Consider the following 20,573-nt stretch of genomic DNA (forward strand, 5'->3'; position numbering starts at 1 on the left):
GACGAGACGAGACCATGAACCGCAATGCGCCAAACCTTGTTCCCGGATTCGCCACGCCTGAAGCGACCAAGGCCTATGTGGCCCGATTCGAAGGCCGCCTGCCGGCATCCAATTACAGCGATTTCCTCAAGACCCACATCAAGCTCTCCTCCATCGGCGTTGGCACCTTTCCCGGACAGCCGGACGACGCCACCGATGAGAGCTACGCCGAGATCATCAGCCAGGCCCTGCAAAATGGCCTGAACGTGATCGATACCGGGGCGAATTACCGCTATGGCCGCTCGCCGCAGGCAGTGGGCGAGGGCGTGCGCCGCGCCCTTGAAGCCGGGGTGCCGCGTGAGGCCATGTTCCTGATTTCCAAGGGCGGTTTTCTGAGCTTCCCGAATGGCCGCCCGGACGACATGGCGACCTTTTTCCGCAAGGAGATCATGGCCAAGGGGCTCGGTTCACCAGAGGATCTGGCGCAGGGCATTCATCTCCTGAGCCCTGGCTATATTCTCTGGCAACTGGAGCAGAGCCGCCAGGCCATGGGCGTCGAGACCCTGGACGCCTTTCTGGTGGACCAGCCGGAGGTGCATATCCCGGAGATCGGCAAGCAGGCCATGCATGGCAAGCTGCTCAAGGTCTTTGAGGTATTGGAGATGGCGGTGGCGGCGGGCAAGCTGCGCAGTTATGGCATCTCCACCTTCAACGCCTGTCGGGTGGAGACGGACAATCTGCTGTTCCAGTCGATCACCAGTCTGCTGGGCCTGGCGGAGAAGGCTGCCGGCGGGGAGGGTAAGCGGCATCATCTGAAAATCGTGCAGATGCCATTCAACGTACTGATGACCGAAGGCTTCACCCGCTTCAGCCAGGCCACGGGACAGGGCAACATCGCCTCGACCATACAGGCGGCCTTCCAGTTGAAAGTCTATCTGATGGCCAGCCACAGCATGGGCAAGGGCATTCTCGCCACGGAGGCCCCGGTCGTGTTTCAGGAGGTCATGCCTGATCTTACCAACCCGGCTCAGCAGGCGCTGCAGTTCAACCGCTCCACGCCGGGCCTTGGCACATCCCTGGTGGGCATGAGTAATCCGGCGCATTTGCAGGACGCGCTGTCGGTCGCCCGGCGCGAGCCGCTGGAGAAGGAGCAGTATCTGAAAATGTATCAGCGGGCGGAAGAATAGCCGGAGGAATCTCCGGCGCTACTTGTCCTTGGCAGGTTTCCGCGACTTGGCAAGCTCTGCCAGCAGGCGTTCCTGCTCGGCGAAAGATGGGGCCCGCTTGCCGGCCCCGTAACCTTTCTCGTTTCCCGGGGATTGGCTCCTGGGCGCAGGATGGCCAGCCCGCTCCTGCTCCTTGGCTTTGACATAACCCTGGAGCTCGCTGTCATAATCGCTGTAGCGTCCCTTGAAGTCGGCGGGCGGGGGCGGTGCCTCCTTGCTGAGCCAGAGTGATTTGCGCAATTCCTTGTTCAGCCGGGACACGCGGTCGGGGATGTGCAGTAGATCATAAATGGCCGCAGCGGCGATCAGGCCCAGGAGTACGCCGCCAACCAGGGTCAGACCTGCCCAGAGCAGGCCGATGGCGGCCAGGGTGACCAAAGGATAGAGCCAGAACCAGGGTTGCTTGAGATAAATTCGATGAGCTCCCAGGGGAAAGAGCAGCCAGCTGGCATAAGCCGTGGGCAGCTTCTTTTGCGAGCGGAGCAGGCGCAGTTGCAGGGACTGTAGCCCGCCTCCTTCCAGGTCCATTTTCTTCCAGGCCTCGCTCATTTTCCCTTTCCTCTGTTGATTGGTGCATAAAACCGATTGATAATAGCGGGTTCATGGGCTATCAAGAATCTCGAGCCTGACCTATGCGCATATTCCGAAGAGAACCACGATGGCTGATAGAAGACTACAGGTTTTTCACACGGTGGCTCGCCTGCTGAGCTTTACCAAGGCAGCCGAGATTTTGCACATGACGCAGCCAGCGGTCACTTTTCAGATCAAGCAACTGGAGGAACAGTTTAACACACGTCTGTTTGATCGTACCCACAACCGGATCAGCCTGACCGAGGCGGGAAACATCGTCTATGAGTACGCCGACCGCATTCTGAACCTTTACAGCGAGATGCAGAACCGCATCGGCGAGATGACCGGCGACGTGCGGGGCACCCTGCTGCTCGGGGCCAGCACGACCATTGCCGAGTACATGCTGCCGCGGGTACTGGGTGACTTCAAGGAACGCTATCCCGAGGTACAGGTGCGCATGCACGTGGCCAATACCGATCGCATCGTGAGCATGGTGGAAGACAACACCATTGATCTGGGCGTGGTGGAGGCGGCCATCAGCAACAAGAGTCTCGCGGTACGCAAGTGCTGCATGGATCAGATGGTGGCCATCTTCCCACCCAGTCATCCCCTGGCGCAGCGAAGCAGTGTGTCCGCCACGGATCTTTTGCAGTATGCTTTCGTCTCGCGCGAGGAGGGGTCCGGTACGCGCGAGGTCACCAACGAGTATCTGGTGATCGCCGGCCTGGATCCCAATGACCTCAACCTGACCATGGAACTGGGCAGCCCGGAATCGGTGAAGGGCGCGGTGGAAGGCGGGCTCGGCATCTCGGTGGTATCTGAAGCGACCGTGCGCAAGGAGATCGCGCTCGGCAGTCTGGTGGCCCTGCCCCTGAACCCCCCGCTTGCCCGTCCCTTCCTGTTCGTGTATCAAAAGCAGAAATTCCGCAGCCATGTCATGGACGAGTTCCTCGAATTTGCCAAGGGCCGCTGCGGAGACGATCTTCTGACGGCCTGATCCAGGGCCACAAAACAGACGGAGTGGCATGTGAAGCGATTTGCCGTGGTACAGCAGAGCTATTCCGAATTCCTGAGTCTCATTGAAACACAGCTCGAAAAGCGGGACATCGGATTCATCTACTTTCGGCCCTTCCTCGGTAGCGAGGTGCCGGGCAGCGCCCTGCAGTTCGATGCGCTGTTCCTGCTGGGCGGGCCCATGTCGCCGCTGGAAACCGAGGAGTATCCCTGGCTCGAAAACGTCATGCATCTGATACAGGCCTTCCGTCAGGCGAAGCGGCCGGTGGTCGGCATGGGGCTTGGGGGCATGGAACTGGTGGCAAGCTTCGGTGCGGAGATCCTGCCCGAGCCACGCATCAATGCCTACTGGACCATGGCGCACAAGACGGCGGCGGGCGAGGGCGATCCGCTGGCCGAGGCCGTCGATGGCCAGCCGGTACTGGTCTGGGCGCCGGGAGCGGCCGTTCTCCCCGAAGGCATGCAGCCGATCCTGGTGGATGATGCTGGCCGCTGGATTGCCGTGCGACCGGATGAAAACTCGATTGCCATGCTGTTTCGCCCGGAGATGAAGCCCGGCCTGATCGAGGACATTCTCATGGAAGAGGGGCGCGAGGTGCCCGAGGATGTCGGCGAGATCCTGTCGCGCATGCGCGAGCTGTGGCCGCAGATGCAGCAGCAGACCGACCGGGTGGTGGTTGCCCTGGTGACCAGCCTGAAGCTGATGCAGGAGCGCCACAAGCCACCGGTATTCAGTCTCAAGGTGGAAAAATGACCGACGTGGAAAAAAGACTGTTGCTGCTGCTCGGTGAGTTGCGGGAGCCTGAGCAGCAGAACCTGCTGGCCTTTGCCGAGTTTCTGGCGAGCCGCTCCCTGGGTCAGGTGCCGACCAGCGATGCCCTGATCCCCATGCTGGCCCAGGCCGTGGCCAAAAAGCCGGAGCAGCCGGAACCGCCACAACAACAGCCCCGGCCCGAACAGGAAAGCGTGGTGGCCGCCATCAAGCGTCTGCGCCTGACCTATCCGATGCTGGACCGGCGCCTGCTGCTCAATGACACCTCCAATGCCATGGCCAAGCACGCCATCAGCGGCGTGTCAGCCGAGATCGTCATCGACGAGCTCGAAGAGGTCTTCGAGCAGCACTACCAGCGCTACTGCGAACGGATTCACAAGGCATCCGAGGCGTAATCGGCCAGTCGTGAGCGCTCGCCACGGCGCAGCGTGATATGTCCGCTGTGGGCCCAGTCCTTGAAGCGGTCCACCACATAGGTCAGGCCCGAGGTGGTTTCCGTCAGATAGGGCGTGTCGATCTGGGCGATGTTGCCCAGACAGACGATCTTGGTCTGCGGGCCGGCGCGGGTCACCAGGGTCTTCATCTGCTTGGGCGTGAGGTTCTGCGCCTCGTCGATGATGACGAACTTGTTGAGGAAGGTGCGCCCGCGCATGAAGCTCATGGATTTGACGCGGATGCGCTTGCTGAGCAAATCCTGGGTGGCCTGCCGGCCCCAGGTGCCGCCATCGCCGCCGTTCTGCCCGAGAATTTCCAGGTTGTCTTCCAGCGCCCCCATCCAGGGCATCATCTTTTCCTCTTCAGTGCCCGGTAGATAGCCGATGTCCTCGCCGACCGGCACCGTGGCGCGGGTGATGATGATCTCGTTGTAGTGCTTTTCGTCGAGGATCTGGTGCAGGGCGGCGGCCAGGGTGATCAGGGTCTTGCCGGTACCGGCCTGCCCCAGGATGGTGATGAAGTCGATATCGGGGTCCATGAGCAGGTTCAGGGCGAAGTTCTGCTCGCGGTTGCGGGCGCGAATGCCCCAGACGCTGCTGCGCCCCTGCTGATAATCCTGGGCCCGCTCGATGATGGCGTAATCGGGACCGACCTCGCGGACGACGGCATTGAAGTCACTGTCATCCTCGGTAAACAGGAACTGATTGGGGTGCCACTGCCGCACCAGGGGGCCGGTGATGCGGTAGAAGCTGCGCCCTTCCTCCTTCCAGGCCGCGAGTTCCTTGGCGTGGGTCTCCCAAAAATCTCCTGGTAGCGGGAAAAGCCCGGTATATAGGAGGTCGGCATCCTCCAGGGCCTGATCCGTGGTGTAGTCCTCGACCCGCAGGCCGAGCGTACGGCCCTTGATGCGCAGGTTGATATCCTTGCTGACCAGGATGATTTCGCGGTCCGGATAATGCTCCCGCAGGTCCAGGGTGACGGCGAGGATCTGGTTGTCCCCCTTGCCGGCCATGTTGCCAGGCAGGATGTGCTGGTGGATTTCCGTCTGGAAAAACAGCCTGCCCTGGGCGTGGGGCAGGGGCAGGCCGCCATTGAGATCGGCCCCGCTGCTGAGCAGTTCATCCAGATGCCGGCTGACCTGGCGTACGTTGCGCGCGGTTTCCGAAACACCCCGTTTATGATTGTCCAGTTCTTCCAGCACCACCATCGGCAGCAGGACATCGTGTTCCTGAAAGCGGAACAGGGCGCTGGGGTCGTGCATCAGCACATTGGTGTCCAGCACATACAGCTTGTTTTTCTGGAATGGCGCGTCTTCTGGCATAGTGGCTGGCCTGTCTGGGTTCAGGGAAGTTTGCGGATGATGTCGAGCATGCGTTCGGCGTGGCCTTCCACCTTGACCTTGCGTTCGATATGCACGATCCGGCTATCGCGATCGATGACGAAGGTGCTGCGTTCGATGCCCATCACCATCTTTCCGTACATGTTCTTTTCCTTGAGGACATCGAACTTGCGGACGGCTTCCTCCTCGGTGTCGGACAGGAGCGGGAAGGAAAAGCCATATTTTTCGGCAAACTTGCAGTGGGAATCCAGGGGGTCCCGCGATATGCCCAGGACCTCGGCGTCGGCAGCCTGAAACTCGGGATAAAGCCGGGTGAAGTCCTGGCCCTCGGTGGTGCAGCCGGGGGTGTCATCCTTGGGATAGAAATACAGGACGACCTTGCGGCCCTTGAGATCCCGCAGGCTGATATTCTGGCCGGTGTGGGTGGGCAGGGTCACATCAGGTACCAGGTCGCCAGTGCGTAAGGTGCTCTCGCTCATGTGTTCGCTCATGCTGCCTCCAGGTTGGTCTCATATTTGAACTTAGCCAGCCATGGCGTGCATTGCAAGTCCCGGATGGGCATTTGGCCGGTGCTTTGCAAATCCTGAAAATGGCAAGTACCATTGCCGATTATTTCTGAATTGCTGGAGAAGTGTATGTTCCACGGCAGTATGGTTGCCCTGGTCACCCCGATGAACACGGATGGGAGCGTCGATGAGGTGCGGCTCCGGGAGCTGGTCGAATGGCACCTGGCCGAGGGAACGCACGCGATCGTGGCGGTGGGCACCACGGGCGAATCAGCCACCCTGGACGAGCAGGAGCATATCGACGTCATCCGCATCGTGGTCGAGCAGGTGCGCGACCGGGTTCCCGTCATCGCCGGCACTGGCGCCAATGCCACCAGCGAGGCCATCGCCCTGACCCAGGCCGCGGCCGACGTGGGCGCCGATGCCGCACTGCTGGTCACGCCGTACTACAACAAGCCCACCCAGGAGGGTCTGTTCCAGCACTACAGCGCGTTGGCCCAGGCATCCCCCCTGCCGCAGATCCTCTACAATGTGCCTGGGCGCACCGGGTGTGACCTGTTGCCGGCCACCATCGCCAGGCTTTCCAGGTATCCCAACATCGTGGGTATCAAGGACGCGACCGGCAGCGTGGCGCGTGGCGAGGAGATCCTGGCCACCTGTGGTCCGGGGCTGGACCTCTATGGCGGGGATGATGCCACCGCGATGGCCCTGATGCTGCTCGGCGCCAAAGGCGTCATTTCGGTCACCGCCAACGTCGCGCCGCGCCTGATGGCGCAGATGTGCCAGGCCGCCCTGGACGGGGATCTCCAGACTGCGCGGGATATCAACAATAAATTGTTGCTCCTCCATCAGGATCTCTTCGTGGAGTCCAACCCGATTCCGGTCAAGTGGGCGCTGGCGAAAATGGGCCGCATCGGTCCCAGCCTGCGCTTGCCGCTCACGCCCCTGGATGATTCCTTCGAACCGCGTCTGCAGGATGCCCTGCGTCACGCGGACTGCATTTGATTTTCTTAGCCGGAGTTTCCTCCTGATGTCACTGCCACGCTGGATCATGTTGACCGCCACAGGTATTGCCCTGGCGGGTTGCCAGTACCTGCCCTTTACCGGAGAAAAGACCGGGCCCGAGTACAAGGATGCCAAGGTGCTCGCGCCGCTGGACCTGCCACCCGATCTGGTGAGTGAGGCGAGCCAGCCGGGCCTGACCCTGCCGTCTCCGGCACCCGCTGCCGAGGTGTCGGCCAGTCGCTCTGTCGCACCAGCAGCCGTCACGGGTGGTCAGATGCCGGTACCAGCGGCCCAGGCCACGACACCGGTTCCGGCCGCGCCCGTTGCCGAGCTTCAGACCCAGGGCGAGGAGGCGGTCCTGCGCCTTGACATGAGCCCTGAGCAGGTCTGGCCGGTGGTGAGCAGAACCCTGCAGCAGGAAGGCTACAAGGTGGCCCGCCAGGACAACGCAAGCGGGCAGTTGCAGACGGACTGGAAGTCAGAGCGTCGGGGACTGAGTGGTCTGCTTGGCTCGGCAGTGGCGGCCAATGCCCGCTCGCGTTATACGATCACGCTGAAACCGGGCGAAAACGGCGTGCTGCTCAGTGCCAGTCAGGAAGTGCAGGAGAACGACTCGGGCGAGATAGGTGATGTCTGGACGGCTACGACGCCTGATGACAAGGCGGGCCTTGCCCTGCTGAAGGCGGTCCAGAAAAACCTGCAGCAACCGACAATGACACAGGCTGCCGGTCAGCCCTCCGTTGAACGCCTGACCGATGCCAGAGGGCCCTATTTGATATTGTCGCTGCCGCCAGCGCAGGCGCAACAGCGCGTGAGCGGCGTGCTCAAGGACATGGGTTACGAGCTGCGTGCTGGTGACACTGCCGGGATCTTCCTGCTCTCGCGCACGGACGCGGCGGCGCAGGAGGGCTTTTTCCAGAGCATCTTCACCCAGTTCAGGGACGGCATCCTCGGCGCCTTCAAGAATGAGGAGCCGAACGGCGACACGCATCTGCAGCTGCGCCTGTCTCCTGACGCAAAATCTCCGGGCACTGTGCTGGAAATCCTGCCGGAGGATGGCGCCGCCAAGGAAGACAAGGCGGTCCGGACGCTCGTGGATCGGCTTGCCGAACGCCTGCGTGCGGCCTCCTGAATGTTTTAGCCCTGCTCCTCGAGCGGCGCTGTTCCCGGGGTGCATGCCGGGAGCGAATTGTTTGATTCCTTAGGAAGAAGATCATGATTGAACGTTACACCCGCCCGGAGATGGGCGCCCTCTGGACCCAGGATGCCAAGTATCAGACCTGGCTCGATGTCGAGCTGGCCGCCTGCCGGGCCCTGGCCGCCCAGGGCCGGATTCCCGCCGAGAATCTCCAGGAAATCGAGGCGAGGGCGCAGTTCGACAGCGCCCGGATCGAGGAGATCGAGCGCGAGGTCAAGCACGACGTCATCGCCTTCCTGACCTCGGTAGCGGAATTCGTCGGCCCGTCCAGCCGCTACATCCATCAGGGCCTGACCAGTTCCGATGTGGTGGACACCGGCTTCGCGGTACAGCTCAAGCAGGCCGGTGAGATGCTCCTGCAGGGCATGGACCGGCTGCTGCTGGCCCTGAAGAAGCGCGCCTTCGAGCACAAGGACACGGTCATGATGGGGCGCTCGCACGGCATCCATGCCGAGCCCGTCACTTTTGGGCTGAAGATTGCGGTCTGGTATGCCGAGATGCAGCGCAACCGCCAGCGCCTGGTGGAGGCCGTCGAGGCCGTATCAGTGGGCATGCTGTCCGGCGCAGTGGGTACCTTCGCCAACATCGACCCCGCCATCGAGGAAGCGGTCTGCCGGGAACTGGGCCTCAGCCCCGAACCGGCCAGCACCCAGGTCATTTCACGCGACCGTCATGCCCAGTTTTTCAATACCCTGGCGGTGATCGCGGGATCCATCGAAAAGATTGCGGTCGAGATCCGCCATCTGCAGCGCACCGAGGTGCTGGAGGCCGAAGAGCCCTTCACCAAGGGCCAGAAGGGTTCCTCGGCCATGCCGCACAAGCGCAATCCCATTCTCTCCGAGAATCTCACGGGTTTAGCGCGGCTGGTGCGCGGCTATGCCGGCATGAGTCTCGAAAATATCGCGCTCTGGCATGAGCGGGATATTTCGCATAGCTCGGTGGAGCGGGTGATCGGTCCGGATGCGACCATTACGCTCGACTTCATGCTGCATCGCGTCAGCGGCCTGATGGAGAATCTCGTGGTCTATCCCGAGAACATGCTCAGGAACCTCAATCAGATGCACGGCCTGATCTTCTCCCAGCGCGTGCTGCTGGCCCTGACCGAGAAGGGCGCGCTGCGCGAGGACGCCTATCGCTGGGTGCAACGCAATGCCATGCGCGTCTGGGAGGGTGGCGAGGACTTCAGGGCCCTGCTCGCGGCCGATCCCGAGGTCAGCGCCAAGCTGAGTGCGGCCGAGCTGGATGATCTGTTCAGCCTCGATTACCACACTAAAAACATCGACCGCATTTTCAGCCGGGTGTTTGCCGGGGAGGCCTGAGATGGAAAAGCGCGACAGGCTCTATGAGGGCAAGGCCAAGGTGGTGTACACCACCGATGACCCGCAACGCATGGTGCTGCATTTCAAGGACGATACCTCGGCCTTCGATGGCGAGAAGATCGAGCAGCTCGCCCAGAAGGGTGTGGTGAACAACCGGTTCAATGCCTTCATCATGGGCAAGCTCGCCGAGGCCGGCATCCCCAATCATTTCGAGAAGCTGCTCTCGGACCGGGAAAGCCTGGTCAAGCGCCTGGAGATGATCCCGGTCGAGTGCGTGATCCGCAATCGTAGCGCCGGTTCTCTTTCGCGGCGCCTGGGCGTGCCGGAAGGGCTGGTGCTCAGCCCGCCGGTCTTCGAGTTCTTCCTGAAGAACGATGCCCTGCACGACCCGATGATCAACATTTCGCACATCAAGGCCTTCGGCTGGGCCATGGAAGACGAGGTCGCGCGCATGGCCGAGCTCACCTTCCAGGCCAACGACGTGTTGCAGGCACTGTTTGCGGATGCTGGCCTGATCCTGGTGGACTTCAAGCTCGAATTCGGGCGCTTCGATGGCGAGATCCTGCTGGGTGATGAGTTCAGCCCTGATGGCTGCCGGCTCTGGGACGCCGATACCCAGGAAAAGATGGACAAGGACCGCTTCCGCCGCGGGCTAGGCGGTGTCGTCGAGGCTTACGAGGAAGTGGCGCGGCGTCTCGGCGTGCCGCTCTGATCCCCGAGGGCGGGCAGTGTTCGCAGAAGATCTGACCCGCCCCGTTTTTCCAATCCCTTCCGTTTTGAATATTCCCTTCCAGTAAAGCAATCAAAGTCCAGGCTTGGAAATCCAGATGATCTGTCATTTCAGACGAAAGGGGCAGGTCTGCCGGATTCAGGCAACTCCTGTGCGGCTTGTGTGTACTAAACACTTGTATCACTGACCATAGGAGAGTCTCATGAGAGCACTGCGCTGGCATGGTAAGGAAGACATCCGCTGCGACAATCACGTCCCTGACCCGACCATCGAGGACCCGCGCGACGCCATCGTCAAGGTCAGCTCCTGCGCCATCTGCGGCTCCGACCTGCATCTTTATGATGGTTTCATGCCGGGCATGAAGCATGGTGACATCGTCGGCCACGAATTCATGGGCGAGGTGGTGGAGCTAGGCAAGGATAACAAGAAGCTCAAGGTCGGCGACCGCGTGGTCGTGCCGTTCACCATATTCTGCGGCGAATGCGATCAGTGCCGGCGCGGCAATTTCTCGGTCTGCGAGCGCAGCAACCGCAACAAGGATCTCGCCGACAAGATGTTTGGTCACACCACGGCCGGGCTGTACGGTTACACGCATCTGACCGGTGGCTATCCCGGCGGGCAGGCCGAATATGTGCGGGTGCCCTATGCCGACATCGATTCGGTACGCATCCCGGACGGGTTGACGGATGAGCAGGTGCTCTTTCTCGGCGACATCCTGCCTACCGGCTGGCAGGCGGCGGCCCAGTGCGAGATCGAACCGACCGATACCGTGGCCATCTGGGGGGCGGGGCCAGTCGGGCAGTTTGCCATTCGCAGTGCGGTGCTGATGGGCGCGAAACAAGTGGTGTGCATCGACAATGTGCCCGAGCGCCTGTCCATGGCCCGTGCCGGTGGGGCGATCACCATCAATTTCGATGAGGAAAGCGTGGTCGAACGCCTCAACGAACTGACCCATGGCAAGGGGCCTGACAAGTGCATCGATGCAGTCGGCATGGAATCCCATGCCACGCGCTCGATCGATGCCCTGTATGACCGCGCCAAGCAGGCGGTGATGCTGGAGACGGACCGTCCGCACGTGTTGCGCGAGATGATGTATGTCTGCCGCCCGGCCGGGGTGCTGTCGATTCCGGGAGTCTATGGCGGACTGATCGACAAGATTCCCTTTGGTGCGGCAATGAACAAGGGGCTGACCTTCCGCATGGGTCAGACCCACGTCAATCGCTGGACCGATGATCTGTTGCGGCGGATTCAGGAAGGCCAGATCGACCCCAGTTTCGTCATTACTCATACTGTCGGGCTGGAGCAGGGGCCCGAGATGTACAAGACCTTCCGCGATAAGGAGGACGGCTGCGTGAAAGTCGTTCTAAAGCCTTGAGGAGAATCGGCATGCATATTCCTGGACGGAGCATCCTGCGGCAGAAACCGGGTACGCTGGCAAAAGGGCTGGCTTGGTTCAGTATCGGTCTGGGCGTGGCGGAGCTGCTGATGCCGCGCAGGTTTTCGCGGGTGCTGGGCATGCCGGGGCAGAAGAATCTGATCCGTGCCTATGGCCTGCGCGAGCTCGTCACCGGCATTGGCATCCTGAGCACCCGGAATCCCAGGCCCTGGATGCTGGGACGCATCAAAGGTGATGCGGTCGATCTCGCCACGCTGGGCTGGAGTGCGAAGCATGGCTCTGCGCCGGTCAAGGCGGCTCTGGCAGCCGGCCTTGTAGCAGGCGTGACGGCATTGGACCTGCGTTCGGCCAGCGGGCTCAAGCGCGAGGAGCGGGCCAGACGGGCGCCGGATTACAGCGATCGCAGCGGATTTCCGAAACCACCCGCGCAGATGCGCGGTCTGGCCCGGGACGCGGCGCATTTGCGCTAGGCCCCCCGCCTGGCCAGCCAGATGTTGTGTCGCGCGCCCTTGCGGCCGCGATGCGCGCGCACCTGTTGTTCCTCCACCGCGAAGCCCTGCTGGCGCAGCCGCTCGGTAAACACCGGTTTCGGCCCGGCCGACCACACCGCCAGAATACCTTCGGGACGCAGGGCCCTGAAACATGCGCTCAGGCCCGCATTGCTGTAAAGCCAGTTGTTTTCCTCGCGGGTCAGGCCCTCGGGGCCGTTGTCGACATCGAGCAGGATGGCATCGAAGGCATTTGCTTCGCGCTGGATGATTCCTGCGACATCTTCCTCGCGCACCGTCACCCGCGGGTCCTGCAGGGGGTGGCCGGCGTGTATCCCGAGCGGGCCGCGATTCCACTCGACCACGGCGGGAATCAGTTCGGCCACGATCACTTCGGCATCGGAAGCCAAGCCCTTCAAGGCCGCCGCGAGGGTGAAGCCCATGCCCAGCCCACCGATCAGGAGGCGGGGGGCCGGTCGGCCGGCAAGCCGGACGCAGGCCAGTTCGCCCAATGCATCTTCCGAGCCGTGAAGCCGGCTGTTCATCAGGTCGCCACTGACCCCAAGGATTCGGATGGCGTGCTCGGCGTCCCGCTGATAGAGGCGCAATTCTCCCGTGCTGCCGGGGATTCCGGCGGCGCCCAGCAATATCCAGGGCTTCATCTATCTGCATCCTCGGCGTAGGCCCTGCGGCGCATGGCTTCCTCGCGAGCGTCATCGATCACCTTCAGGACGCCACCCACATTGACCGCCTTCTCGTCGCGCGCAAACTGGCCGGTCAGCACGGATTCCGGCGTCAGCTCACCCTTTTCATAGAGGCTCCAGATCTCGCTGGCATACTGGGTATCCAGAAGCTCGGGGGCAAAGCGGCCGAAATAGGCGGCCATGTTGTTGACGTCGCGCTCGAACAGGGCGAAGGCGCTGTTGCTGTCGGCGGCATGGATGGCCTGGGGCAGGTCGATGATGACCGGACCCTCGCCACCTACCAGCACATTGAACTCGGAAAGATCGCCGTGAATCAGACCCGCACAGAGCATGCGGGCAACCTGGGCGATCAGGAACTGGTGATATTCGCGTGCCACATCCGCTGATAATTCCAGATCGTTCAAGCGGGGCGCCGCGTTGCCCTCGGCATCCACCACCAGTTCCATCAGCAGCACACCATCGACAAAGTGATAGGGCTTTGGAACCCGGACACCTGCGGCCGCGAGCAGGAACAGGGCCTCGACCTCGGCGTTCTGCCAGGCGGATTCCTGCTCGGCACGCCCATATCGGCTGCCCTTTTCCATGGCGCGCGCCTTGCGGCTGTTGCGCACCTTGCGCCCTTCGGTGTATTGCGCCCGGTTACGAAAGCCGCGTTCGTTGACGGTCTTGTAGGCCTTGGCGCAGCATACCTCGTTGCCACGCCGAACCACATAGACGGCGGCTTCCTTGCCACTCATCAGCGGCCGGATGACTTCATCGACCAGGCCATCCTCGATCAGCGGCTCGATACTCTTGGGGGGCTTCATGCAGTCGTGGGATTCCTTTAATGATACCGGTAATGGTGCCGGCCCACGGTTTAGCGGGCGGAGGTATATTTTACCTGTTCCTGAGGGATGTGTAATGTGCCCATCCGCACTGTCCTGGAAGGGTTTGTCCTGGCTTGAGATGAGCAGCGAATGGCTGAATAGTGGTATGGTCTCACGGCAAGATTCCAGTGTGCAGTTCGGTGGCCCCGTTGAGGATCTGGTCAAGGCGCTGCACCAGCCAGTGATAGCCGATGTGTTCCTGTTCCAGACGCAGTCCTGGGCGAATGCGGTTGTCGCGTAGCTCATCGTAGAGAGATCTTTCTTCGGCATTCAGCCTGTGCAGGTCAGCCGCCAGGGGTTTGTTCTCGTGCCCCCAGAAGCCGGCATGCGCATCCAGGGTTTCCCTGTCCATGAGGAACGAGTTCACTTGCCCGAAATGGCGGCGCAGCTGATCCAGAATGCCAAAGCCGTGGGTGTCGATATCGCCCCAGTAATGGATCGAGCACTTTTGCAGCCAGTGGCTGCGAGCGAGCGCCTCCCAGCCGTACCCGGCGCCGAAAATCACGATGGCGTCATGCACGGGCGGAAATGCCAGGAAATTGATCTCGTTTTCGGTGATGAACACATGCTTCACGCCGAGCTCCAGGCGGCTGAAGCTATCGGCATCCAGGCTCACATCGGGGCAGGACGTGCCGGGCAGCAGCGCTATCGCAGGATCCAGCACGCGAAATCGAATGCGTACCGGCTTATCCAGAAAACCGTAGCGGGCAGAAAACTGGCTGATGCCGGTTTTGCCCTGATCCACAGCCCCGGCGGGCAATGCCAAATCCAGCAGCTCGGCCAGCACGCCGCGGTGGGCTTCGATGAACTTGCTGTGCACCCCCGGCAAGTCCACCTGACGCAGGTAGATGCCCGGGCGGGGATGCTCGCCAAGCCAGCTCAGCACGGCCAGCAATCGCGGCCACTCGGCGGACAGTTCCAGCGCCTGGAGGGGGCGTTTTTCCAGCCAGCGCAACAGAGCGGGATGGGTCTGCCGGGTCGCGGCGACCTGAGCCGAAAAGCGTTCCCATTCCCGGCGTTTGCCCAGCCAGTTCAACGCCGCATCAAGCGTCTCGACCCACACGGAGGCCGGCATTTTCTGTACCCCCTGAACGCGGTGTCGCAGCTCCTGCCATTCCACGCGGACCGCCGCTGTCGCCGACAATTCGGCGGCCCAGAGGCGCACGGCCTCAAATCGATCGGTGATATCCGCTGAGCCCGGCAGCTTGAGCGACAGCCGTAAGGGAAAACGCGCATTGCCCGTCACGGCGTCGCGCAGCAATTCGCCGCGCTCCCATAAGCGCGCCAGTTGCGTCCTCAACTCCCTGGGCCCGGTCCAGGTCACCGGGTCAGCTCCGGTAAGGGCTGCTGTGACATCGAGGCCTTTTGCGTCCGATATTCCTCGATCGAAAGATTGCGTAGTTTGGACGCCCGGCCGCCCTCGTTATGGACGAACCCCACGCTGGAGACGTAAGGCTCGATGATGTGGATCTTCTGCAGCGGCGTGACGATCAGTAGTTGCAGGTTGAGTTGCCGGAACAACTTCAGGCCATATTGAGCAGACTCGTCCGATCCTCGCCCGAACGCTTCGTCGATGACCACGAAGCGGAAAGAACGCGAACGCACCGCCCCCCATTCCAGCCCGAATTGATAGGCCAGGCTGGCGGCCAGAATGGTGTAGGCCAGCTTCTCCTTCTGTCCGCCCGACTTGCCTCCGGAGTCGGAATAATGTTCATGCTCGCTGTTGTCCTCGCGCCAGCGCTCGCTGGCGGCAAACAGGTACCAGTTGCGCACGTCGGTAACCTTGGCGGTCCAGCGGCGATCCTGTTCGGACAAGCCTTCGCGGCCCCGGAAACGGTCGATGATGGACTTGACCTGCAGGAACTTTGCCTCTGAATACTGCGAGTCGTCCGAGCCTGTGACAGCACCTTCGGTGCAGGCGCGCAATTCCTGCTGAAAGTCGCGGATCTCGGCATCGGGGCTGGCCTGCGCCTCCAGCACGATATAGCGCCCGGGGTTGTAGTCGATCTCGCCCAGCGACTTGTTGATATGCGCGATACGGTCCCTGATGGTTTCGCGCTCGCGGGCCAGTTGAGCGTTGAAGTTGGCGATCTCATTGATCGTGTTGACGTTGAGCAGTTCCTTGAATCGCGCAACGAAGCGCGGAAGATCGTCGCGATTCAACTGCGCCAGCAGATTTTCGTATTCAAATGCCGCCTCCAGGCTGGCATCCATTTCGGCCGTCTCGAGCTTGAATGCTTCCTTGAAGGAAACCATGGCCTTGATGATCCTGGCCGCCAAGTCCCGGATCTTCCGGTCCACCGCATCAATCCTGTCCTGTAGCCAGCCACGTACGTCCTGCTCGCGGTTGTCGCAGGATTCCACCGTCAGCACATGCTCGCCCAGCGCTTCGGCCCGCATGGATTCGAGCCTTGTCGCCAAGGCATGGTCGACGACGGCAGCTTGAAGCAGCGTCCCGGTTTGCCGCCGGAGGTCTTGCGCGTCCGAGCGCCGCTGTTCCAGCTTGGCCCGCTTGTCGCGCGCAGCTTGCAGTTCTTCCCCGGTCTTCTTCTGCGCTGCCTGCAAGGTGCGAAGATTGTCGTTCAACTGCTTGAGCACATCCGAGGCTGATTCCAGCCGGCTGCGCTCATCTGCCAGCTGGGCGATCTCGGTGGCGACGCTGGCCCAGTCCAGCTCATTGAATGCCGTGAACTCTTCCAGCCGGGTCAGCGCATCGAGGCGGCTTGTCAGCCCATCACGCGCTTTCTGGATTCCACCGATCCGGCTGCCAATGTCGCCAAGCCTTGTTTCCAGTTGGCGGCGCTTGTGTTCCAGTGCCGCGATCTTGGCATGGTTGCTCCAGCCCAGCACATAGCGGCTGCGGTCATCGATGCGGTGGCGGTCGTCCTTTTCATGGCGGCCGCTCGGGTCCTTGATCTGTCCCGCACGGGTGATGGCGCGCGTCTCGCGGCGGAACTGTTCCTGCGTGGCGCAGCAGGCCACGTCAAACCGGTGGGTAAGTTCGCGTTCCAGCCAGTCGTAATGCGCGGAGTCGGGCTTGATGGCCAGCTTGCGCACCAGGGAGTCACGATGCAGATCGGGCAGCTCCGCCGCCTTGCGCGGCCGCACATGAAAGTACACCAGGCGGCCGCGCAGATGGGCGCCGTCCACCCATTCAGCCACCGCCTTGTAATGCGCATCGGGAACCAGCAGCGCCAGGCCAAAGCCGCGCAGCAGGCGCTCGGCAGCGCCTTCCCATTCGCGCTCGCTATCACGCACCTGGATCAACTCGCCAGCGAAAGGCATGTCATCCACGTTCAGGCCCAAGGCCGCGCACATCGCCGTGCGCATCTGGATCTGCTGGTCATCGATGTTACTGCGCCGCTGCTTGAGGCTTTCGATTTCGCTGCACAGTTGCTCGTGCTCCTGTCTACCCTGGCGCAAGCTCACGCCTTGTTCAGTGAGGGCGTTCTGCAGATCGGCATCGCGGTTGCGTGCCTCCTCTCGCCAGTCTTGAAATTTGCCGCGCTGTGCGGCGAAGGTGGAGGCATCGGTTGCCAGGGGCTCACCCAGCACGCTGGCCAGCTCCCCGTAGCGAGCAGCCTTGACTTGGCGAGCATCGCGCAACTGTTCCTTCTTGCGAATCTCGACAGCAAGGCGTTCCAGCCGGTCGCCGCCATTGTCCTTGATGGCCTGCTTCAAGTCATCGACTTGCTGGCCTTGCGCCTCATGTGCGGCATCGAGTTTTTGTGCCTGGGCATCCGCGCGACGCCATTCCTCGTCCAGCGAGTCCAGCCGCCTGTCGAGCAACTCCAGTTTCAGGCCCGCGAAGTGCGGCCGCAGGGCCTCCCGGCATCTGCGCAAGCTCTCGACCTCGGTCACCAGTTCGCTGTGTTTGCCACAATCGGCCATCAAGGGGGTGAGCATTTCAAGCTGCCGCTGGGTTTTCAGCACTGCCTGGTGGGCGCGGTTGAGATCGTCGAAGTGGCCGATCAGGGCTTGCAGGCGTGGGCCGACCTCGAAAGGTTCAAGCATGTGGCTGCGCACGAAGTCAGTCAGGTTGCCAACGGACTTCATCGACACTGTCTGGTGAAACAGTTCCAGGGCCTGATCGTTTTCAATGCCAAAGCGCCGCCGAAACCAGGCCGCATACGGCGGAAAGCTGTCGTGCAGTTCGGCCCCCAGCGCACGCAGCTGCTTGCGCAGGTGGGTAATGTCCGATCCGAAATGGGCAAAGTCGGAGGCAATCGACAGCGCACGCTCCGCCCCCAGAAAGAATCGCGAAGGTTGCCCCTGTGCTTCCTTCATCCAGAACACCTGGGCCAGCGTCACCGTCTGGCCGTAGCCGGCGTTGTGGAACACCCCCAGAATGACGGAGTAGCTGTTCTGGTCGCGCAAGCTCACCGGCCTGGCCGCGCCCGTGACTTCATTGCGCTCGGATTTGTAATGGCCGAGCACGTAGGAGCGCAGTGTTCGCTCCTTGCTGTCTGCGCCTGCGGCCTTGTTGTAGGCGATCCGGTTGGTGGGCACCAGCAGGGTGGTGATGGCATCCACCAGGGTGGATTTGCCCGATCCGATATCGCCCGTGAGCAGGCCATTCCTGCCATCGAGCTGCAGCGTCCAGGTCCGGCGGTCGAAAGTGCCCCAGTTGAATACTTCCAGCCGGCTCAGGCGATAGCCCGACAGCGTGTCATCGGCGCAGAAATCCAGGCCCAGCGGTTGCGGTTCATTCATGAGCGGCTCCTTCCCCGGCAGCGTTCGCGCCCGACAGTTGCGACTGGTAAGCGGCGAGGCGCGCATCGAATTCGGCCAGCCACTGGGCATCCACAAAGGCCTTCAGGATGCGTTGCACTTCATAAGTGGCCGGTCCTGCCGCAGCGCCTGCGGCTGGTTTGAGTTTCTGCAGGAACCCCAGCTCGGCTACCTTGTTGATCGTGGCATCCATCTGGTCGATCAGCTTCGCTTCATTCGGGCCGTCGGGCAGAAACACCCGCATCAGCTCCACAATATCATCGCGGGAGAGCACCAGACGGGTATCGCCGCCGCCTGCATCGAACTCCGCCAGCTTCTTGCGCAGCAAGGCGAGCAGCAAGCTCACGGTGAAGGACAAGGGACGGCGCGCCACCAGGCGCGGCAGCCGCGGTGACGCATCGTCGTCTGCGGGTTCGGGGCGGCTTTTCAGGAAGGCATAGCCTTCCGACTCGTCCAGCACCAGTTCAAGATTCAGCACCGCGACATAATCGCGTACCCGGGCCTGCAGATTCAGCAGCGCCGCCCATCGGCGCTCGTCGCCATCGCGGTACAGCACGCTTTTGAGGAGGCCGATCAACAACACCGACAAATCAGCGGCGGGGGAGACCATTGGCTGCGTCGCCGGTGTTGCGCTTGAAAATTCCTCTTCCATCCCTTGCCTTGTCATCAGATCTTGTTCAGCGCATGAAAATCACGCGCGGCAACCGCGCGCTGCGGGTAAGGGCCTGACCGTCCTCGGCCACCGCCTGCCAGCAGATGGGCTCGGACGTATCTTCATCCACCACGGTACTGAAGGCCTCGCTGCCCAGTTGCAGATAAGCCACCAGCTCGGCCAGACCCTGCAACAGCGGCTGCCGGGCCACCAGTTCGCTCAGGGTGATCTGCGCGCGGTCCTGCAGGGCATGGCGGATGTGGCGGGTGAGCCGCGCCTTGTCCACGACCACCTGATTGAACAGCGCAGAGGGGTCGATGTCTTCATCACCCGGCTGCAAGGCCAGATCGGCAATCACCGGCTTGACGGCCGGGGTGAACAAGGGCCGTTCCATCGCCAGCTCGATGTCCGCGCAGGCCTCGGCCATTTCCATCACGCTGCCAGCAGGCGGCGCGTCGCGCAGGGCCAGCGCCTTGCTCTCTATGCCATGCAGAATGTCCATGATGCGGCGGTTTTCCAGCCAGGCCTGGTCATCCAGAAAACGGCGCAACTGCTGCGACAAGGCAGCGACCGTGCGCTGGGTGTGCTCGCCCGCTTCCATCCAGTCGTAGTGCACGCGGCGCGTGCGGGCGTCCGGATGCAGGCCGGTCACAACAGGCAAGGTCAGCACGCGATCCAGCAGCTCGGTCAGCTCCTCCTGCCGGCGGCTGGACAGCAGAAAATCCCAGAAGGCGCGAAAACTCCTGCCCTGATCGGAATCGGCAATCGCATCACGCTCGCCCATGATGTCTTCCAGCAGGGCTCCCTTGCTGCCCTCCCACAGCGCAATGCGCTCGCGCACGCGCCGGTCCAGTTGGCGGAAGTTGTGCTCCACCTCGCGAAAGTCAGTCAGCAGCTCGCGCGCCCCCTGCATGAACTGCTGGAAGCGTTCCTTCAGGGCCGTGTCGTCCAGCAATGGCACGTCTCCAGACAGCACCTGTGCAATCTCCGCGTCGATGTCATTGCGTTTTTTGTGCAGCTCGGCAAGGCGCTTGGCCGGATCGGCCTCGCTGCCCTCGCTCATCTGCTTGAGCAACTCAAACAGCGTGAGCAGGCGCGATTCGGTACCGATGAACTGCCGCTCGCCGAGTTGCGCCAGCCAGGCAATGGCTTTTTCGGTGGCGGGCGTCAAGTCGAACTGCGCCTCGTCCGTGCCCGGGCGGTAGAACTTGCGCAGCCAGCCCTTGTCTGGCGCGGCCCAGTCGTTCAGGTATTCAATCGCGGGTTTCGGGAATGCGGCTTCGCCCAGGTGCAGGCGCAGGGCGTAGAGCTCATCCTCCAGCGCCTCGGACAGATCCGCTGCCGCCATCACCCGGACATTGGGCGCCACGAACACGCGGTGCAGAAAGCTCGCTACCAGTGGCGCATGGTCCGAACGCAGTAGCCGCCACGCGGGGTGGTGGGTGCGCAGGGTCTCGAGGGCGGCGAAGTCGAGGTTCATGCCAGCAGGGGCTCCCTTGGGGTAGATCGTGCTGAGGCGACGACGGCCCGTTCGAGTTTTCGACCAGTCAATGCGTGTTCAGTGCCTGAGCGGGCCACTGCCGTCGGGTAGCCAGAGATATGCCTTGTCGAGTGTAAAACCCCATGGGCAAGCAGGTCCAGCA

19 protein-coding genes are annotated in these 20,573 nt (G+C 62.2%); 10 read left to right on the forward strand and 9 right to left on the reverse strand.

The window, feature by feature from the left end; translation table 11 throughout:
- The first annotated feature begins 14 nt into the window (after positions 1-14).
- Complete coding sequence (locus WOB96_RS05245) at positions 15-1,166, forward strand: aldo/keto reductase (RefSeq protein ID WP_341370231.1); 1,152 nt, start codon at positions 15-17, stop codon at positions 1,164-1,166.
- Positions 1,167-1,184: 18 nt separating this feature from the next.
- On the opposite strand, the gene WOB96_RS05250 is transcribed toward WOB96_RS05245, so the two are convergent.
- Positions 1,185-1,754, reverse strand: coding sequence for a TM2 domain-containing protein (locus WOB96_RS05250; RefSeq protein WP_341370232.1), 570 nt, complete (start codon positions 1,752-1,754; stop codon positions 1,185-1,187).
- Positions 1,755-1,863: 109 nt separating this feature from the next.
- Between WOB96_RS05250 and WOB96_RS05255 the strand changes: the two genes are divergently transcribed.
- Genes WOB96_RS05255 through WOB96_RS05265 form a run of 3 tightly spaced genes read left to right on the forward strand, consistent with a single transcriptional unit; the run spans position 1,864 to position 3,956 of the window.
- A complete protein-coding gene (locus WOB96_RS05255; RefSeq protein ID WP_341370233.1) occupies positions 1,864-2,772 on the forward strand; it encodes a selenium metabolism-associated LysR family transcriptional regulator in 909 nt (302 codons plus the stop codon).
- Between the two features lie 30 nt (positions 2,773-2,802).
- Positions 2,803-3,543: a type 1 glutamine amidotransferase gene (locus WOB96_RS05260; RefSeq protein ID WP_341370234.1), complete on the forward strand. Its 741-nt coding sequence runs from the start codon at positions 2,803-2,805 to the stop codon at positions 3,541-3,543.
- Complete coding sequence (locus WOB96_RS05265; RefSeq protein WP_341370235.1) at positions 3,540-3,956, forward strand: hypothetical protein; 417 nt, start codon at positions 3,540-3,542, stop codon at positions 3,954-3,956. The genes WOB96_RS05260 and WOB96_RS05265 overlap by 4 nt, the downstream gene beginning before the upstream one ends.
- On the opposite strand, the gene WOB96_RS05270 is transcribed toward WOB96_RS05265, so the two are convergent.
- Both WOB96_RS05270 and WOB96_RS05275 read right to left on the reverse strand, forming a co-directional pair.
- Complete coding sequence (locus tag WOB96_RS05270; protein ID WP_341370236.1) at positions 3,935-5,317, reverse strand: PhoH family protein; 1,383 nt, start codon at positions 5,315-5,317, stop codon at positions 3,935-3,937. The genes WOB96_RS05265 and WOB96_RS05270 overlap by 22 nt on opposite strands.
- Positions 5,318-5,337: 20 nt before the next feature.
- The gene (locus tag WOB96_RS05275) at positions 5,338-5,826 is read right to left on the reverse strand and encodes a peroxiredoxin (protein ID WP_341370237.1); all 489 of its coding nucleotides are present in this window, start codon (positions 5,824-5,826) and stop codon (positions 5,338-5,340) included.
- A 144-nt stretch (positions 5,827-5,970) separates the two neighbouring features.
- On the opposite strand from WOB96_RS05275, the gene dapA reads away from it, so the two are divergent.
- The 6 genes from dapA (at position 5,971) to WOB96_RS05305 (ending at position 11,959) form a co-directional block, all read left to right on the forward strand.
- A complete protein-coding gene (dapA, locus tag WOB96_RS05280; protein WP_341370238.1) occupies positions 5,971-6,846 on the forward strand; it encodes a 4-hydroxy-tetrahydrodipicolinate synthase in 876 nt (291 codons plus the stop codon).
- 25 nt (positions 6,847-6,871) lie between these two features.
- Positions 6,872-7,978, forward strand: a complete 1,107-nt coding sequence (gene bamC, locus WOB96_RS05285) for an outer membrane protein assembly factor BamC (RefSeq protein WP_341370239.1) — start codon at positions 6,872-6,874, stop codon at positions 7,976-7,978.
- A gap of 83 nt (positions 7,979-8,061) precedes the next feature.
- Positions 8,062-9,363 (forward strand): adenylosuccinate lyase, encoded by a 1,302-nt coding sequence (purB, locus tag WOB96_RS05290; RefSeq protein ID WP_341370240.1) that lies wholly within the window; start codon positions 8,062-8,064, stop codon positions 9,361-9,363.
- Position 9,364: 1 nt separating this feature from the next.
- On the forward strand, positions 9,365-10,075 hold the full coding sequence (gene purC / locus WOB96_RS05295) for a phosphoribosylaminoimidazolesuccinocarboxamide synthase (protein WP_341370241.1): 711 nt from the start codon (positions 9,365-9,367) through the stop codon (positions 10,073-10,075).
- Between the two features lie 220 nt (positions 10,076-10,295).
- Positions 10,296-11,468, forward strand: a complete 1,173-nt coding sequence (locus tag WOB96_RS05300) for a zinc-dependent alcohol dehydrogenase (protein ID WP_341370242.1) — start codon at positions 10,296-10,298, stop codon at positions 11,466-11,468.
- Positions 11,469-11,479: 11 nt separating this feature from the next.
- Positions 11,480-11,959: a hypothetical protein gene (locus WOB96_RS05305; RefSeq protein ID WP_341370243.1), complete on the forward strand. Its 480-nt coding sequence runs from the start codon at positions 11,480-11,482 to the stop codon at positions 11,957-11,959.
- Here the strand turns inward: WOB96_RS05305 and WOB96_RS05310 are convergent.
- The 6 genes from WOB96_RS05310 to WOB96_RS05335 form a co-directional block, all read right to left on the reverse strand.
- Positions 11,956-12,639, reverse strand: coding sequence for a spermidine synthase (locus WOB96_RS05310; RefSeq protein ID WP_341370244.1), 684 nt, complete (start codon positions 12,637-12,639; stop codon positions 11,956-11,958). The two genes, WOB96_RS05305 and WOB96_RS05310, sit on opposite strands and share 4 nt — an antisense overlap.
- On the reverse strand, positions 12,636-13,487 hold the full coding sequence (locus WOB96_RS05315; RefSeq protein WP_341370245.1) for a PA4780 family RIO1-like protein kinase: 852 nt from the start codon (positions 13,485-13,487) through the stop codon (positions 12,636-12,638). The genes WOB96_RS05310 and WOB96_RS05315 overlap by 4 nt, the downstream gene beginning before the upstream one ends.
- A gap of 172 nt (positions 13,488-13,659) precedes the next feature.
- Positions 13,660-14,871 carry a DUF3322 domain-containing protein gene (locus WOB96_RS05320; RefSeq protein ID WP_341370246.1) on the reverse strand — a complete coding sequence of 404 codons (1,212 nt, stop codon included), beginning with the start codon at positions 14,869-14,871 and terminating at the stop codon, positions 13,660-13,662.
- Complete coding sequence (locus WOB96_RS05325) at positions 14,868-18,260, reverse strand: ATP-binding protein (protein WP_341370247.1); 3,393 nt, start codon at positions 18,258-18,260, stop codon at positions 14,868-14,870. Before WOB96_RS05325 ends, WOB96_RS05320 begins: the two co-directional genes overlap by 4 nt.
- A complete protein-coding gene (locus WOB96_RS05330; RefSeq protein WP_341370248.1) occupies positions 18,253-18,930 on the reverse strand; it encodes a DUF4194 domain-containing protein in 678 nt (225 codons plus the stop codon). The genes WOB96_RS05325 and WOB96_RS05330 overlap by 8 nt, the downstream gene beginning before the upstream one ends.
- A 25-nt stretch (positions 18,931-18,955) precedes the next feature.
- Positions 18,956-20,410, reverse strand: coding sequence for a DUF3375 domain-containing protein (locus WOB96_RS05335; RefSeq protein WP_341370249.1), 1,455 nt, complete (start codon positions 20,408-20,410; stop codon positions 18,956-18,958).
- Positions 20,411-20,573 lie beyond the last annotated feature (163 nt).

The sequence above is a fragment of the Thermithiobacillus plumbiphilus genome (assembly GCF_038070005.1).
Lineage (GTDB): Bacteria > Pseudomonadota > Gammaproteobacteria > Acidithiobacillales > Thermithiobacillaceae > JBBPCO01.